14 protein-coding genes are annotated in these 17,063 nt (G+C 49.3%); 10 read left to right on the top strand and 4 right to left on the bottom strand.

The genetic code is table 11. The features are described 5' to 3' along the window. The first annotated feature begins 9 nt into the window (after positions 1 to 9). Positions 10 to 834: an OBAP family protein gene (locus ACTHMC_RS06905; RefSeq protein WP_440412042.1), complete on the top strand. Its 825-nt coding sequence runs from the start codon at positions 10 to 12 to the stop codon at positions 832 to 834. On the opposite strand, the gene ACTHMC_RS06900 is transcribed toward ACTHMC_RS06905, so the two are convergent. Further along, positions 788 to 1,879: an aminotransferase class I/II-fold pyridoxal phosphate-dependent enzyme gene (locus ACTHMC_RS06900; RefSeq protein WP_440412040.1), complete on the bottom strand. Its 1,092-nt coding sequence runs from the start codon at positions 1,877 to 1,879 to the stop codon at positions 788 to 790. The genes ACTHMC_RS06905 and ACTHMC_RS06900 overlap by 47 nt on opposite strands. Positions 1,880 to 1,934: 55 nt before the next feature. Here ACTHMC_RS06900 and ACTHMC_RS06895 point away from each other — a divergent pair, with 55 nt between their 5' ends. Further along, positions 1,935 to 2,546, top strand: coding sequence for a tRNA-(ms[2]io[6]A)-hydroxylase (locus ACTHMC_RS06895; RefSeq protein ID WP_440412038.1), 612 nt, complete (start codon positions 1,935 to 1,937; stop codon positions 2,544 to 2,546). On the opposite strand, the gene ACTHMC_RS06890 is transcribed toward ACTHMC_RS06895, so the two are convergent. Both ACTHMC_RS06890 and ACTHMC_RS06885 read right to left on the bottom strand, forming a co-directional pair. Next, positions 2,511 to 3,596 (bottom strand): phosphotransferase enzyme family protein, encoded by a 1,086-nt coding sequence (locus tag ACTHMC_RS06890; RefSeq protein ID WP_440412036.1) that lies wholly within the window; start codon positions 3,594 to 3,596, stop codon positions 2,511 to 2,513. The two genes, ACTHMC_RS06895 and ACTHMC_RS06890, sit on opposite strands and share 36 nt — an antisense overlap. 4 nt (positions 3,597 to 3,600) lie before the next feature. Further along, the gene (locus ACTHMC_RS06885) at positions 3,601 to 4,947 is read right to left on the bottom strand and encodes a Gfo/Idh/MocA family protein (protein WP_440412034.1); all 1,347 of its coding nucleotides are present in this window, start codon (positions 4,945 to 4,947) and stop codon (positions 3,601 to 3,603) included. Positions 4,948 to 5,007: 60 nt separating this feature from the next. On the opposite strand from ACTHMC_RS06885, the gene ACTHMC_RS06880 reads away from it, so the two are divergent. Next, positions 5,008 to 5,697, top strand: a complete 690-nt coding sequence (locus ACTHMC_RS06880; protein ID WP_440412032.1) for a uracil-DNA glycosylase family protein — start codon at positions 5,008 to 5,010, stop codon at positions 5,695 to 5,697. 480 nt (positions 5,698 to 6,177) lie between these two features. On the opposite strand, the gene ACTHMC_RS06875 is transcribed toward ACTHMC_RS06880, so the two are convergent. Further along, positions 6,178 to 7,002: an SAM hydrolase/SAM-dependent halogenase family protein gene (locus ACTHMC_RS06875; RefSeq protein WP_440412030.1), complete on the bottom strand. Its 825-nt coding sequence runs from the start codon at positions 7,000 to 7,002 to the stop codon at positions 6,178 to 6,180. Positions 7,003 to 7,147: 145 nt separating this feature from the next. Between ACTHMC_RS06875 and chrA the strand changes: the two genes are divergently transcribed. The 7 genes from chrA to ACTHMC_RS06840 all read left to right on the top strand — a co-directional run. Further along, positions 7,148 to 8,275 carry a chromate efflux transporter gene (gene chrA / locus ACTHMC_RS06870; protein ID WP_440412028.1) on the top strand — a complete coding sequence of 376 codons (1,128 nt, stop codon included), beginning with the start codon at positions 7,148 to 7,150 and terminating at the stop codon, positions 8,273 to 8,275. 306 nt (positions 8,276 to 8,581) lie between these two features. Beyond that, positions 8,582 to 9,895, top strand: coding sequence for an oligosaccharide flippase family protein (locus tag ACTHMC_RS06865; protein WP_440412027.1), 1,314 nt, complete (start codon positions 8,582 to 8,584; stop codon positions 9,893 to 9,895). Positions 9,896 to 9,924: 29 nt separating this feature from the next. Continuing rightward, positions 9,925 to 10,953, top strand: a complete 1,029-nt coding sequence (locus ACTHMC_RS06860; RefSeq protein WP_440412025.1) for a hypothetical protein — start codon at positions 9,925 to 9,927, stop codon at positions 10,951 to 10,953. 57 nt (positions 10,954 to 11,010) lie between these two features. Next, positions 11,011 to 11,478 carry a hypothetical protein gene (locus ACTHMC_RS06855; protein WP_440412023.1) on the top strand — a complete coding sequence of 156 codons (468 nt, stop codon included), beginning with the start codon at positions 11,011 to 11,013 and terminating at the stop codon, positions 11,476 to 11,478. Between the two features lie 223 nt (positions 11,479 to 11,701). Then, positions 11,702 to 13,624, top strand: a complete 1,923-nt coding sequence (locus tag ACTHMC_RS06850; RefSeq protein WP_440412021.1) for a DUF3857 domain-containing protein — start codon at positions 11,702 to 11,704, stop codon at positions 13,622 to 13,624. 10 nt (positions 13,625 to 13,634) lie between these two features. Next, entirely contained in the window at positions 13,635 to 15,542 is a 1,908-nt protein-coding gene (locus ACTHMC_RS06845) for a DUF3857 domain-containing protein (RefSeq protein ID WP_440412019.1), read from the top strand. A gap of 38 nt (positions 15,543 to 15,580) precedes the next feature. Then, a partial coding sequence (locus tag ACTHMC_RS06840) for a DUF3857 domain-containing protein (RefSeq protein ID WP_440412017.1) occupies positions 15,581 to 17,063 on the top strand: 1,483 nt, incomplete at its 3' end.

The following is a 17,063-nucleotide window of genomic DNA, read 5'->3' as shown; positions in this document are numbered from 1 at the left end:
TATAACATCATGAAGCGGATCTCACCAGTGGCTTTCGCCTGTATGCTCCTGGCAGCAGCATGCGGGGGCAGAAACACCTCATCCAATGTAGAACCTCCGGGACAGGAGAAAACGGCAAAGGACAAGGCCCTGAACACAGGCGCCAATCTCCTCCAAAGCAAAACGCCCATCAGCAGGATAAGCGCTTACCTGAATGGTTTCCATTTTTATAATGGAAATATCGATGCTCAGATGGAAGCTCATCATTACGTAAGCCAGCTGAATGAAGATCTCTACCAGGCCATCATCTTTGACGGTAATAAAGAAGATGCAAAGATCATGGGCGTGGAATATATCATCACTGAAAAGCTTTTTAAAACCCTTCCGGAAGAAGAAAAGAAATTATGGCATTCCCATCATCATGAAGTCAGTTCCGGAACTCTAATTGCCCCCGGCATTCCGATGGCCGTTGAACATGAACTGATGGAAAAACTGATTTCCACTTATGGCAAGACCATTCATACCTGGCATACAGACCAGGAAAGGTCATTACCCATGGGTTCACCCATGATCATGATGGGCTTTACAAAAGAGGGACAACTCAATTCTTCCTTGCTGGCGGACCGCGACAAACGGTTCAATATTTCCACGGAGGAAAGAAAAAAGAACAGGATGGATATTTCCATTCCGGCAGTAGATCCCTCTGCCAATGCCTGGGAAAAAGGAGAAATAAGGCAGTTCATCATCAGCAACAAACCGGACAGTGCATTGAACAAGCGCAGTGCAAAACCGGGTGCTGCAGCGCTGATCACTGCAGGATGCTCAGTAGTTTCCGCAGATCAGGCTCGTTATTGAATGCATGCAACACAATCCGCAGCCGCTCTCCCCCTTTGGGAACCGTAGGATACAGGATCGGACGTACATCCAGCCCTTCATCCTGCAGTCTGGTTGCAATGGCCTTCACGGCTTCGTTACCGGGGATCACCACCACCTGGATGGGGGTATGGGAAACCAGTTTTTCATACGCCACCGGGCTGTCTTGAAAATACCGGATCAGCTGTGCCAGGTAGTTACGTTCCCGCTTCATGCCGGGGAACAGCGCATAGGCATCTCTGATAGCACGGATGGCACTCTGCGGCAGGGCTGTTGTATAGATGAATGAACGGGAGAAATTGATCAGGTAATCCCGCAGCAGGCGACTGCCCAGCACCACAGCCCCATGGCAGCCCACTGCTTTTCCGAATGTGACCACCCGGGCAAAGATCCGCTGCTGTAATTGAAGATGCTGCACCAGCCCCTCTCCCTTCTCCCCGATCACTCCCGTGGCATGGGCCTCATCCACCACCAGGTGGGCATTGTATCGTTCGCAGAGCGAAACGATCTCCAACAGCGGTGCCTGGTCACCATCCATGGAGAATACCGATTCCGTTACCACGAAGATATTGCCTGTGGCCGCCTGCAGCCTTCTTTCCAGGTCTGCCGTATCGTTATGTTTGAAAGAAAATGACTGTGCGAAACTCAGCCGGATGCCATCGCGGATGCTTGCATGACTGAGATAATCGTAGATGATGGTATCGCCGCGCTGCGGCACTGCGCTCAGCAGCCCCAGGTTGGCATCGTAGCCTGAATTGTAAAGCAGGGCTGCCTCCGACTGGTGGAAGGAAGCCAGGAGCTGCTCCGTACTTTCCGTAAGCACATCATTGCCGGCCAGCAGCCTGGAGCCGCCGGAACCATGTTTCAGCCAGTGTGCCTCCGTGGTTTCCAGCAATCCGTATTGAATGATGCCCAGGTAATCATTGGAACAGAAATCAACTTTGCCTTCCGGCAGTTTCAATGAGCGGAGGGCATCCTGCTCCTGCCGTTCCAGCAGTTTTTTATGGAGGAAATTTTCCTGGCGCATGCAACAAAGGTAGCCGCCGGAACCATAGTTTCCAATAAGGCCATAACTTTGCGGCATGAGTACGCCTCTGACCGATACCAAGAATATCCTGGGCCTTCAGCTGCCCACCGACCCGCGCTGGGTGAACCTGGCCGAAATAAGCCTGGAAGAGATCCTTACAGATCACGCTTATTGTGAGCAGAAAGCAGCCACCAGCTGCATTTCCCTGATCCAGCGTTACAGTGATAAAGATAAGCTGGTGCGGGAACTGGCGCCGATCGTAACGGAAGAATGGGGACATTTCCGACTGGTATTGCAGGAGCTGGACAAACGCAAGCTCCGCCTTGGCAAGCAGCGCAAGGACGAATACGTGAATGCGCTCATGAATTTCCAGAAAAAAGGAGGTCACCCGGAAGAAGTGCTGCTCGACAGGCTCCTGATCTTCGCCCTTATCGAAGCCCGCAGCTGCGAGCGTTTCAAAAGGCTCAGCGAAGGGCTCGACGACGAATACCTCCGCAATTTCTACCGCCGCTTCATGGAATCCGAAGCAGGGCATTACCGCCTCTTCATTGAACTGGCGGACACTTACGTTGATAAAGATAAAGTAAGAAAACGCTGGGAAGAATGGCTGGCCTTTGAAGCCGACCTGATGCTACGCCTTGAGGTGCGTGGCGACAGGATGCATTGATGCTTTATTATCCCCCACATATTCCTCCAGTTTCTCCAGCAGTAGTAACTGGTTCAACGCCCTGTTCAGATTTTGCTCAGGGTAGCTGATCTGGTAGTAGATATCATTGTTCAGGTGATCCGTAATGAAACGGAGTGCCTGCATGAAGATCATCATCAGTCCTGCTTTATGCAGATGTTCCAGTTCGGCTTCCGTCAGCTGATCTCCCATACCACTCCGGTATCCTTCCACAATGGCATCATAGAAATCAGGCCTGATGGCAATCCCATCCCAGTCGGTACTGTTCTCATCCACACTGCAGGCCATGCTGCGGATCATATCACCCAGGTCTGAGAAAAACAGGCCGGGCATAACCGTATCCAGGTCAACCGGACAAATAGCTTTGTGTGTATCCACATTCAGCAGGATATTGCTGAGTTTGCAATCATGATGCATCACTCTTTGCAGGAACTGATCAGGCTGACTGACCACCTGATTATAGAAATCCACCAGGTGATGCCGTTGCCTCAGTTCTGCGATCACATGGGTGGCTGTTTGTAAGCGCTGTTGCGTAGCCGTTAGTACAGCCTTTTCAAACTGATCATAACGCATGGCCAGATCGTGGAACCGGGGGATCACGGGTTTCAGCTTGCCCAGTTCCACCGATGCCAGCGCACTGGTGAAATGTGCAAAACAGTTGGCCGTAAGCCTTGCTGCTGCTGCATCCTGAGGTACCAACGCCGTATAGGAATTTGGAACGAAGCGAATAGCGCGCCAGAACTGATCACCGGCATCCCGCCAGTACAGTTTCCCGTCTTTAGCGGGCATGATCGGCGGGATAGTGATCCCTTCTTTTCCATGCACCGCCTGGTAAACCAGCTGATAATTATGCAGAATATCTTCGGGATGATGGAACATGGTCTGGTTGATGCATTGCAGCACCACTTTCTCCTCCTGTTCATCATACGAAACTTTGTAGGTATGGTGGATCAGACCGCCCTTTAGCACTTCTATAACAGGCGTACCCTTTCCAAACTGCCGGGCTGCCTCCTTCACCTGCGAATTTTCCATCAGATCAATATTGGTCGGTCAAAGCAAAATCATTTTTCCTGAGCATCCACTGTCCACTGGTGAAATCCGGGAATTCCACGGTCTGATTTCCCAGTTCGATGCTGGTTTCGCTGAGCGGCGTGATGGCACTCCATGCAGCCGCATCATACACATCCATCGGAGTGGCTGTTTTACGTTTGATGGATTCCACAAAAGCATGCAGTACAAAGAAGTCCATACCTCCATGCCCCGCACCTTCCGTATCCTTGCCATAGCGCGCCCAGAGCGGGTGGTCATATTTATCGAGGTAAGGTTTGGCCAGTTCCCATTCATGTCCACGCGGGCTGGTGCCTTCCAGGTAAATGCTTTCGTTCACATCCATCCAGAGTCCCTTGGTGCCCTGTACGCGGAAGCCCAGGCTGTACGGACGTGGCAGGTTGGTATCATGTTGCAGCAGGATGGTTTCACCGTTAGCGCAACTGATGGTAGTGGTAACCACATCGCCCAGCTTGAATTTCACTTTGGCATTCGGATGCTGTTCACTGCTATGGTCAACTATATAATTATGTAAACCTCTTGCCTTGGTAGAGAAACTGTTCAGCGTGAGGAAGCGGTTGCCGCGGTTGATATCGATCATCTCTGCAACTGGTCCGATGCCGTGCGTCGGGTACAGGTCACCGTTACGATGTATGGAGTGATTGGTGCGCCAGCGTGCTTCGGAGAAGCCTTTCTCGCCAAACTCCACCCCCGTATCATTGCTCTTTCCATTATTGAATTTGATATGACGCAGATCATGCTGGTAGCCGCCCTGCAGGTGGATGATCTCGCCAAAGAGACCCTGACGTACCATGTTCAGTACAGCCAGCACATCCCTTCTGTAGCAGACATTCTCCAGCATCATCACCTGTCCTTTGTATTGCTCTGCCGCCTTCACCACATCCCAGTGATCTTGCAGCGTGGTACCGAGCATCACTTCAGTTCCTACATATTTGATCCCGGCCTGGAGGGAACCGATGATCATCTGTGTATGCCATTCCCAGGGCGTGGAAATGATCACGGCATCGAGGTCTTTCTGCTCCAGCAATTTCTTCCAGGCCATGGGATCTCCCCTGTAAACCTTAGGCTCAGACTTCCCTGACTTTTTGATCATGTCGAGCGAGCGCTTCAACATATCATCATCGATATCGCAGATCGCGGTCAGGAGCACGTCTTTACGACGCAGGAGGTTACTGAGGTGATTTTGTCCTCTCAGTCCTACTCCTATCATTCCGATCTTAACGGTTTGTTGTTGCGCGAAAAGTTGCGATGCGGGAAGTATGGCAAACCCTGCGGTAGCGATCCCGGTATTTCTGACAAATGACCTGCGATCCATGCTTTATTTTTTGATTAATTTACAGAGGCAATAATAACCATAATTGAGGATTCCAGCGTCATGACAGCAAAACTTACGCAATCGTATGCGATACTGAATTTTTACCGGAACCTGCGTCCCAACTTCAATTTACCGGCCGGCGTGGAGATCATGAATCCCTTTACTGACAAGGCTTCCAGCGCTATCGCCACCATCTTCTACAACAAATTCTACAACGATCATCATCCCAGAAAATTTATCTTCGGTATCAATCCGGGAAGGTTTGGTGGCGGCATTACAGGTATTCCTTTCACTGATCCTGTCCGGCTGCAGGAGGATTGCGGCATTCCCAACGACCTGCCCAAAAAAACCGAGCTCAGTGCCGGGTTCATATATGAAGTGATCAGGCGCTACGGCGGTGCAGCCGCCTTCTATAAAGACTTCTTCATCACTGCACTCTCGCCACTCGGGTTCACAAAGAATGGCCTCAACCTCAACTATTACGATGACAAAGAGCTGCTGAAGGCAAGCGAACCGTTCATCGTCAACACCATCTTCGCGCAACAACAACAGATACTAACAGGCACGAACACCTGCTTTTGTCTCGGCGAAGGCGCCAACTTCAAAATATTCAGCAAACTCAACGATAAACACCAATTTTATAATAAGATCATTCCATTGCCACACCCCCGTTGGGTCATGCAGTACCGGCGCAAACGGGTGGGTGAATTTGCGGATCTGTATATCGAAAAGCTGAGATCTGCTGATTGATTTTTTACTGGTGCTTATGGGTGTGAACGAAGGCTGTAAAACATACCCGCACCTTTTTGTTCATGCAGGAGCATTCGTGGGGTATGTTAGGGCTTCAGTATAAAGATGAGCTGTGGGAACGTATGTTTCGAAGGCCTTCTTTTCACACCCATGCGCACCATGTCTCCGGAGGTGCAGCAGAGGAAGCGCTTTTCTTTATACAGTCCTGCAAATTCGGGGGAGGGAGATGGGGCACGGGTGCAGCTGCGAGATAAATGGATGCAAGGAGTGCTTGTGATTTGATGCAGTTGAGTGTTGCACGGTCAGCGTGCCGTGGCCGGAGAGGGATATGGGATGACGGCCTTCAAATCTGTTGCTCCGCTGCTCAATTCATATTCCATTGCTTAATCCCTCAAATCCTTTGCGCAGAGCATTGCAGGCTGTTTGGCAGATTTACAGCCGGAACGCCCATATCCCGGTACGGCCCGGGAAATTCAAGCATCATCGAACAGATGATACCCGCACATTCCACTCCGGACCGCTGCTCACATTATAAGCAGCTGCAAAATTCCCCATGTTCAACGCTACAGAAAATTGCAGCAAGCTGTTGAAATATGCCAGCGGTTTTCCTTCCGGTACATCACCGAAAGTATTGGCCAGCGGAATGCGCTGCTGATAAACGAGGCTGTCTTTGTGCAGAATGCTTACGTTTAATGAATCACCGGGAGCGGCAGGCAGGCTGCGGATGAGACTGTCGGGGATGTTCGACCAGATATTGCCGTATTGGATATCGAGGACAGGGATCATTCCTGAAATGGTATTGCCATTTTTTTGCGCAGACTGAAATGGAATGGAGATAACGGTGTCGGGTAACCGCTTTCCCACCTCAGCGAAGCTGATGATGCCGGCGGCGAGGCGTGCACCCGTGTAGGCATATACATCACGGCCATGGAAAGTGTAGGATTTGCCGGACTGGCTTCGGCGGTTGACGGCTTCGTCGATTTCTCTTATTTCACTGATGCCGAGAGATTGAGCAACAAGCGTGAGCGTGCCATTATCAGGCGTTACGAAGTAGTGGCCCGTTTTGGAACGCATCACCACGGATCTGCGGGTAGTGCCCACGCCGGGATCAACCACTGAAACGAATACGGTGCCGGCTGGCCAGTAGGGAGCCGTTTGTTCCAGGCGGTAGGCCGCCTCCCAGATATTATAAGCAGGGATCTCGTGGGTGAGATCGTAGAGACCGAGATCGGGAGATACCCCCAGGGCTACCCCTTTCATGGCACTGACTGCACCGTCTTTGAGGCCGAAATCAGATTGGAACACCACCGTGCCTTTTTGTTTTTGAGAACAGCATGTGAAAACGATGGCTATGGTGGAGCTTAAAAGGACTTTCAGATAGCAGGACATATACAGGATTGTTCATCCTAAATTAATCAATATCGCAGATATTTGTTTGCACGAAATGGGTATGTCACAATCGAAAAAAGACCTTAAAGAATTAGCAATACTCTTTCTGAAGCTCGGCATTATCGGCTTCGGAGGGCCTGCCGCCCATATAGCCATGATGGAAAAGGAAGTGGTGCAGAAAAGAAAATGGATGACAACGGAACATTTCATTGACCTGGTTGGCGCAACCAATCTCATCCCGGGCCCAAACTCCACAGAAATGACCATGCATATCGGGTACCAGCGTAGCGGATACAAGGGTCTGTTGGTTGCCGGCTTCTGTTTTATAATGCCTGCCGTGATCATTACCGGAATTATCGCATATGCCTACCAGCGATACGCCAGGCTGCCGGCCGTGGAACCCTTTCTTTATGGGATCAAACCCGCCATCCTGGCCATTGTGGTATCCCTGATGGTACTATTGCTGAAAAGATCGCTGAAATCGGTTGAGCTGGGGATCATTGGCCTGCTGGCTGCAGCATTAGCGCTCATGGGATACAATGAAATAGCGATCCTCTTTGGCGGAGGGGCGGCCGGCGTGCTTATCCATCTCATCAAGAAGTGGAAGTCTGGTAAAACAGCTGGTTTCTTTCCCCTGGTATTATTGCAGGTGCAGCTTCAGCCAGAAAGTCAAAGCTGGCATATCTTCCTCACCTTTTTCAAGATCGGTGCCCTTTTATATGGCAGCGGTTATGCACTCTTTGCTTTTCTGGAAACAGAACTGGTTGGCAGTGGCCTGCTTGGCAAACAGGTACTTACAGACGCTATTGCGGTTGGGCAGTTCACACCCGGGCCGGTTTTCTCTTCCGCCACCTTTATAGGATGGCAGATGGGGGGCTGGCAGGTTGCCCTGGCTGCCACAGCCGGTATTTTCCTGCCCGCCTTCCTGCTGGTGGCATTGCTGAACCCGCTGATCCCGTTTCTCCGCAGATCAGCCATCATGAGTGCTTTCCTTGACACCGTCAATATCGTTTCAGCGGTCATCATCCTGGCAGTTTGCGTTGAGCTGGGAAAGGTATCCATCACCAACTGGAAAACAATACTGATCGCCCTGGCAGGCTTTTCCGCCACCTGGGTATTCAAAAACCTGAACAATGCCTGGATCGTACTGGGTGGCGCGGTAGCAGGATACCTGTTGTACCGGCTCTGAGGTCTTTCCCGCTGCAACCCAGAAAAATATACTAAGAATTAATAATTAATATCCGCTGTTCCCGGAACCGGGTACTGGGCTTGTCCGGTTTTTTGTGTATTATTGCAGCTGAAAACACAATTAGAAATCGGGCGTAAATATCAATTCCGCATCCCATATCCACTCTGATATCCTTTCCCATCCAATAATTTATGATTTTGCCCGTTTATCGGTAGACCCATCGCAAAAACCATTATACGCCCCAAAGCTTACGTTTTGAAACTGTTGAAATCATCCTTTTGGCTTCATTCCATATTTTATACCCTGATGCAGCGGTTTTCGCTGTTCTTCTTCGGTGCAGTTGCCTATATGGTGCTCGCACGCGGACTGTCAGCAGGGGGCTCGATGGCCATCTGGGCGCTTTATCTTACCATACTTTCCCTCTTCGAGACCGTTAAACAGGGGCTGCTCCGCAACCCTACCATCAAATTCCTGGGATTATCGGAATATGCCGACCGCAAGGCTGCGGTACAGTCGTCTTCCATGGTCATCAACCTGGTCTTCTCAGGCATTACCCTCATCGGACTGGTAGCGGGCAGCGGCGTGATCAGCAACCTGCTCAAATCACCCGACCTTACCCCCCTCCTTCACTGGAGCGCGGCATTCATCATATTACTGGTGCCCTTCAACCACTTCGAGATCCTGCTGCAGGCACGTTACCATTTCCAGCAGATCTTCTGGGCTTATTTCGTAAGACAGGGAAGTTTTTTCCTCGGCATCCTGATCCTTTACTTCTTTGCCCGGGATTATTTCACCCTCATGAACCTGTTGCTGCTGCAACTGTTCTCCCTACTGGCAGGTACTATCATCCTGTTCTTTGCTGCAAAGCAGTTCATGATGAAGAAATTCCACTATGATAAAAGCATTATCGTACGGATGTTCCACTTCGGTAAATACATTTTCGGCACCAATCTGTGCTCCAATGTATCCCGCAGTTTCGATCACTTCATTACAGCCAATACATTGTCGCCCGCCACAGGCAAGCACTATGTGAGCTTCTACAATACCGTGGCAAGGATCAACAATATGATCGATGTGCCATCACTGGCAGCGGCGGATGTGCTTTTTCCCAAGAACGTGGAAAGCCTGGAAGAACATGGTCTCAGTAAAGTGAAATACTATTTCGAGAGAATGGTGGGAACTATCCTGGCAGTGATCTTCCCCATCTGCATTTTCATCTTCCTGTTTCCCAAATTCATCATCTTCATCATAGCTGGCCCTAACTACTATGAGGCCATTCCGATCCTGCAGATCACCATCTTCGCCAGCCTGGTGAAGCCTATCGGCTACCAGTATGGATCAACGCTGGATGCCATCGGGAAGCCTGTGGTGAACTTCTGGACAAGTGCCGTGATGATGATCATTGCCCTGGTTACCACCTGGCTCTGCCTGCTGCAATGGGGCGGAATGGGCGCGGCCTACGCCACTGTGCTGAATAGCGTCATCGGCGGCAGCGTGATGTACCTGGTATTGAAAAAGCAGATCAAGCTGGAAGGAAGGAATATCCTTCGTTACACCTTGCAGGTGTATAAAGATATCTGGGCCTTCAGAAAAAAACTGGTAAGACAACCCGCGGCATAAAGCCGTTCAAATAATTATAATTTTGACGTATGAAGATCGCTTTTACTATCTGTTCCAACAATTACCTGTCACTGGCGCGAGCCCTGGCAAAATCACTGGCCGCTACCGGCAACGACTATCATTTCATCATCGGGCTGGTGGACAAGATGGACGATAGCCTGGCTGAATGGTACAAAGATGTTACCATCCTGCCCTGCGACCAGATCGGTATCCCCGACCTGGAAGAGATAGCCATCAAATACAGCATCGCTGAATTCAATACAGCGCTGAAACCCTTCTATTTCCAACACCTTTTCAAACATTACCCGGATGCGGAATACATTACATTCCTCGATCCGGATATGCTGATCTACCGCAAGCTCCAGGAGCTGGAAGACGGGCACAGGGCTTACGAGATCCTCCTGACGCCACATATCCTTCACCCCATGGAACTGGATGGCAAACACCCTACAGAGATCTCCTATCTCTCTACCGGTACTTTCAACCTCGGCTTCCTCTCCCTCCGTCAGGGACCCAATACCACGCAGTTCCTCGACTGGTGGGCGGAACGCCTCCGTCATTTCTGCTACTTCGACTTCCCCAGCGGACTGTTCGTAGACCAGAAATGGGTGAACCTCGTTCCCGTATTCTTCGAATCCGTTTTTGTGATCAAACACCCCGGATACAATGTTGCCTACTGGAACCTCCAGGAGAGAACACTCAGTAATAGCAACGGCACCTGGATGATCAATCAGCAATACCCGCTCAGCATCTATCACTTCAGCAGTGTAGGCATCAAGCAGGGACTGCTCTTCCATAAACAACAGAACAGGTATACGGATGCAGACCTGCCATTGAACAAAGAACTTTTCACCAGCTACCGTCAACTGGTGCTGGACGAAGGTTACCTGCAAACCAACCCGTACAAATGCTATTACGTTGAACTGCATAACAAGCATGTGAACGATAAGATGAAAAGCAGTTTCAGCGGGCGCATGAAACTCTGGCTCAAGGGCGTGATCCCCGCCAAACAACGCGCTAAACTGAAGAAGAAGCTGTTGGATTTCGCCAATAGTTAATGCATTCTGCTGAACCTGAAACAAACCATATTAGCTGAGCATACCAGGGCTCAACGCATGCGTATTGTTGCTTATGTTGGCAACAACGCAAAGCGTTTTGCCGAACTGATGACACTCTTCCTGAAAGGAGAATACCGCGTAACGCAGCGGGCCGCCTGGCCTATCAGTTACTGCGTACAAAATTACCCGGAACTGGTCAGGCCCTGGTATGCTCAACTTTTCCGGAAACTGGAAGAGCCCGGTGCCCATGATGCCGTAGCCAGGAATATACTCAGGCTGCTTCAATTTGTGGAAATACCCAAACGCTACCACGGAAAAGCCATGACCATCTGCTTTGATCATATCACCAGTGTAAGTTCAGCCCCGGCCATCAAAGCCTGCGCCCTCACTATCTTACAGGGTCTCGCCCTGCATTACCCCGAAATAAAACCTGAACTGAAACTGATCATCGAAGAGAACTGGGACCAGGAGTCGCCTGCCTTCCGTTCACGTGCCAGGAAACTGCTGAAAACCTTAAAAATTTAGGAAGAAACAGGGGTTGCAACCGTTCCCGCAGGAGCTTGTCTTGACCCCACCCGATTTTTTTATTATCATTGTGGAAAGATAACCCCTATGCACCACTCCCTTAACCTAACCGCCCGGCGGCCTGTGGCCGCATACACTTCCCAGCCAAATGCGATAAATGCAGCGTTTCTGCAGTAGCTGAAATTCTATGGTCAACAGCCCTGACCACAACACCTAATTGACCATGAAGAAGTTTGTGCCTGTATTACTATTACTGACCCTCCTCCTGCAAACCGGTTTCTCCCAAACCAAAGTGCCTGCATTCGGCCAGTTCCTCACTGCGGAAAAGGAACTGAAAGTATGTGAATTCGATCCCGAAGCTGAAGCCGTGATCATTTTAGATAAAGCAGAATCCAACCATAACGACGAATACAACCTGATCACCAAACGAAGGCTAAGGATCAAGATCCTCAAACAGAAAGGTATACAACTGGCAGATGTAAGCCTTTATTATTACTCAAAAGATGACTTTGAATTCATTTCAGAGATCAATGCCGTTGTATTCAACAGGGATGCTAACGGTAATGAAGAAACGAAGGAGCTTGACCAGAACACCATCTTCGATGCAAAGATCAGCGAGTTCTGGTCTGAAAAGAAATTTGCCCTGCCCGGTGTAAGGGTGGGCAGCATCATAGAATATGAATACACGGTAAACTCTAAAAATTATAATGGCCTGCAGGACTGGTACTTCCAGAGCGATCTGCCGGTTATGCTCAGCAGCTACAGACTGGTGGTGATCCCCAATCATGAGTTTGCCTATAATGTCAGCAAATCAGAGCAACTACCCATCACCGTTAAAAGTGATCGCACAGAAGGCGCCATGCTCTTTGAAATGAAAGACATTGCCGCACTTCGCCAGGAGCCTTTCATGGATGCCCGCAAGGACTATTTACAGAAAGTGGAATTCCAGCTCTCCGGATATTCAGGCCGCATGGGTGGCAGAACCAGATACATGACCACCTGGGCTGAGCTCAACAGGGAACTGATGAGGAATGAGAATTTCGGAGGACAGATCCACCGGAATGTGCAGGCAGACGAACTGCTCAAAAAAGCCAAAGCCGCCAGCACCCCTTTTGAAAAAATGAAGATCATTTACAAGGATATCCAGCGCACTGTTTTCACTAAAGGATCCAAAACCATCTATGTGCAGGAAGGAGTTAAGGATGCCTGGAAGAATAAGATCGGAAATAGCGCAGAAGTGAACCTCCTGCTCATCAACCTGCTCAGAAGCGCCGGACTGGATGTATCTCCCCTGCTGGTCAGCGAGAGAAGCCATGGTAAAGTGAAAGAAGGATATCCCTTCCTTGACCAGTTCAATAATGTAATGGCCTGGGTACAGATCGATAATCAGACCTATATCCTGGATGCCTCCTCCGATTATACGCCACCGGAAATGGTGCCTCCGGCAGTAGTGAATACCAAAGCCTTTCTGCTCGATAAAAAAGAAGGCGGTATCATTATGCTGGAAGAAAAGAAAAAACAGGAAAGGAACAGGACTATCATCAATGCCAAAGTGGATTCTGAAGGGATGGTGCGGGGAGAAGTACTGACCAGGAGTTATGATTATGCAAAATTGCGCAGGAAAGCATCTTTACAAAAGAGTAAGGAAAAACTGCTGTCCGATTTCTTTACAGACGGTTATACAGAGCTGAAAACAGAGAATTTCAGGGTGAACAATGAAGACGTGGACTCACTGGCGCTTGAACAGAAATTCGACTTCAGCATTCCTCTGAACGCAAGTGGTGAATACCGTATGCTCAACCTGAACATGTTCAGTGGTTTCAGATCCAATCCCTTCATTTCAGATATCCGTTTCACCGATGTGAACTACGGTTATCTTCAGAACCACGAGATACTGGAACTGATTGCGCTCCCTGAAGGATGGGAACCCGAAGAACTGCCGAAGGATTTCAGGATGATCACTCCCGATCAGGGTATCACCTGTGCCCGGTATATAAAATACCTGAACAACAGCCTGAACGTGATGTTCAGGATAGAATTCAACAAGAGCATTTTCGATTCCGGCGAATATGCAACACTGAAAGAATTCTTTAAAAAGATGACCAACCTGATGAATGAACAGGTCATCATACGTAAAAAAAATTAGTGTAACCACCATGAAAAAACTCATTGCAGCAGCATTGTTTTTAGCTGCCATCTCCGGAACCCATGCGCAGGCCCCTGCTGACATCGCCCGCTATTCAGCCCTGACCATTCCTGACAGTCTGAAGAAAGGAGCCGATGCAGTATTCCGCCTGGATGCCGAATACATTGAAGTATTGTCGCCATCACGCTATAACAATACGGTTCACCAGATCATTACGCTGCTCAACAAAGATGCCTCTGAACACCTGTACCAGACGCATTGGTTCGACAAATTCAACAAGATCGATGACATAGAGATCAGGCAGTACAATGCCCTGGGCCTGGAAGTACGTAAATTCAAAAAGAAAGACTTCGAAACGGTTGCCTATAACGACCAGATGAGCCTGCACACAGATGACAAACTGATGCGCCTCTACGTGCCTGCTGCCGATTACCCTTGCACCATCGAGATCATCTATTCCCGCAAAGCCACCAGTTATATCGGGCTGCCCGGCTCCGTGATACAGAGTCCCAATCATGCCGTTGAGAATTTCAGCTATATGATCAAAGTGCCCGCCAGCCTGGATATTCACTATAAAACCGGCAATACAGACCTCAAACCCGTGGTCACCAGAACAGGGGACGCCATCACCTATAGCTGGACGGCAAAAAACCTGAAAGCACTGCGGAAGGAAAAAGACAGCTGGGGCTCCAATAATTACCCTAATATCAAAGTAGCCCCCGCCAGATTTGAATTTGATGGCACAAAAGGAAGCTCCGATTCATGGAAAGAGTTCGGTTTGTGGGCATGGCCATTGTACGAAGACCCGGCCCCCTTTACCGCCACACGCATCGATGCCATAAAGAAAATGGTGGCTTCGGTTAATGATCCCCGTGAAAAGATCAGGATCCTATATGAGCACCTGCAGAAGAACAACCGGTATGTCAGCATCCAGCTGGGTATCGGCGGCTTCAAGCCGTTTGCCGTTTCTTATGTGGAAGACAAGAAATACGGCGACTGCAAGGCACTCACCAACTATATGCGTTACCTGCTGAAAACAGTGGATATCCCCTCCTATCCTGCGCTCATCAACGCAGGACATGATTCTCCCCCTGTGGACCCTGCTTTTCCGGCCAACGGATTCAACCACGTGATCCTCTGCGTTCCCCTGCAGCGTGATACCGTATGGCTGGAATGCACCAGCAATACCAATGCCTTCAATCAGCTCAGCACCTTCACTGAAAACAAATACGCCTTGCTGGTTACACCGGAAGGTGGTAAACTGGTAAGCACTCCCAAAAGCAATAGCAGCCAGAATACACTCCATACCCGCACGGATATTACAGTAACGAAGGATGGCGAAGCGCATATGAGCTCACAGATCAGTTGCACCGGGGATTTCTACAGATATTTCCACCATGCCAAACAACTGGAAAGAGAAGAGCTCAAACGCTTCTTCGTTCAATACCTGGAGTATAAATCGCCCGACGATTTTAAATTTTCGGAAGCGGAAAACGGGAAAGAAAATGAATTCAGAATTGATTTCATGTACGACCAGGTGTATGATTTCAAAGCCGGCAGCAAATACTTCTTCCGGCCAAGGATGTATAATATCTGTGATGAGGAAGTGAAACCAGACAGCAACCGGACCAAAGATTATCTGTTTCAATTCCCTTATCAGAAAACGGATACAACCGTGTACCATCTGCCAGACGGGTGGACACCCGATGCCCTTCCGCCCGTGAAAGAGCTGGATACACAGTACGGATATTACCGAAAAGAAGTATCAAAAAATGCAGATGGGAAAGGCATTACCGTTATCACATCTTTAATCCTGAAAAAACATATTATTCCTGCAAAGGAATATCCTGCCCTGTCGGATTTCTTCCAGACCATCCATAAATCCGACGGCGTAAAACTGGTAATTCTCGGAGAGTAGCTGTACCTGCCCTGTACACTTAAAACAAAAAGAACAACATGAAAAAACTTCTTCTCCTGGCCATCACCTGCCTGCCGGTAATGGCTTTGTATGCCCAGAAAGACAAAGACCTGCCAGGTTTCGGCAAGGTTGACAAAGCCGATCTCGAACTGAAAAACTGTGACATTGAAAAAGATGCAGAAGCCATGATCCTGCTGGAATCAGGCACAGTTGAATTCCAGCGCGGCAGCCACTGGATCTTTGCCATGAAGATCGAAAAACGCGTAAGGCTTAAGATCTTCAAAGAAAAAGGTATGGACCATGCAACAGTTAAGATCCCTTATGTAACGGACGACAACTATGAGAAACTGCTGGATGTGGATGCCGTTACCTACAACCTGGATGCAGGCGGTAAAGTAGTGGAAACAAAAGTGGACAAAAAATCATTCTTCCGCGAAAAAGTAAACCAGAACGTATCTGCCATGAAATTCACTTTCCCTGATGTGAAAGTTGGTCAGAGCGTGCTCGAATACCGCTACACCATCATCCGCGAGAGCGTACAGAGCGTTGATCCCTGGATCTTCCAGGACCGCATCCCTACACGTGTGAGCGCCTTCCGGCTCACAATTCCCGAGTATTTCAAATTCACCACCAATGCCAACCTCAGCTTTCCAGTAGAACAGAAACGCGAGGAGTTCCGCCAGAGCATTACCCTGGAAAGAGAAAATATCCAGTACACGGCAAATGAGTACTTCTATAAAATGAAGAATATCCCGGCGCTGAAAGATGAGCCGTATATGGGTGCAGTGAAGGATTATCTTCAGCGTGTTACTTTCCAGCTCTCTTCCGTGCAGTTCCCGAACCAATTGCCGGTAAACCTTACCAACAGCTGGGCCCAGCTCACCAAAACCCTGATGGAAAGCCAGTACTTCGGTCTCCAGATCAAAAAGAACCTGTTGAAGAATGATGCCATGAACAGCATCACGGCCAAAGCCACCACGCCCCTTGAGAAGATGAATGCCATCTTCCACCACGTACAGAAGAATATGGCCTGGGATGGACATCATGATTTCTACTGCACCAGTGTAAAAGAAGCTTACAACAAACGCACCGGTTCTTCAGGAGATATCAACCTCATTCTGCTGAACCTGCTCCGCGATGCGGATGTTGAAGCGAAGCCGCTCCTGGTAAGCACCCGCGATCATGGACAGGTTACACCCGCCTACCCTTTCATGGAACAGTTCAACAATGTGCTGGTACTGGTAAGCATCGGAGACAATGTGTACGTGATGGATGCCTCCGATAAATCAAGCACACCTGGCCTCATCCCTGAAGATGTACTTGGTACCGAAGCATACCTGCTCAACGGGGAAAGCGGACAATTTGTAACACTCTGGAACAACAAGAACACCTTCCGCCACTTCATAACCCTCAACGGGAAGATCGATGAAGAAGGCATTCTGAAAGGCGAATGCCAGGTCAGCTCTTACGATTATGGCCGTTGCAACAGACTGAAGACCTTCAAGGAAGGAAAAGATAAAT

The organism is Pseudobacter sp. (assembly GCF_051955275.1).
In the GTDB taxonomy this organism is placed as follows: Bacteria; Bacteroidota; Bacteroidia; order Chitinophagales; family Chitinophagaceae; genus Pseudobacter.
The sequence above is the reverse complement of the archived record's forward strand: the minus strand, read 5'-3'. Positions and strand labels throughout refer to the sequence as shown.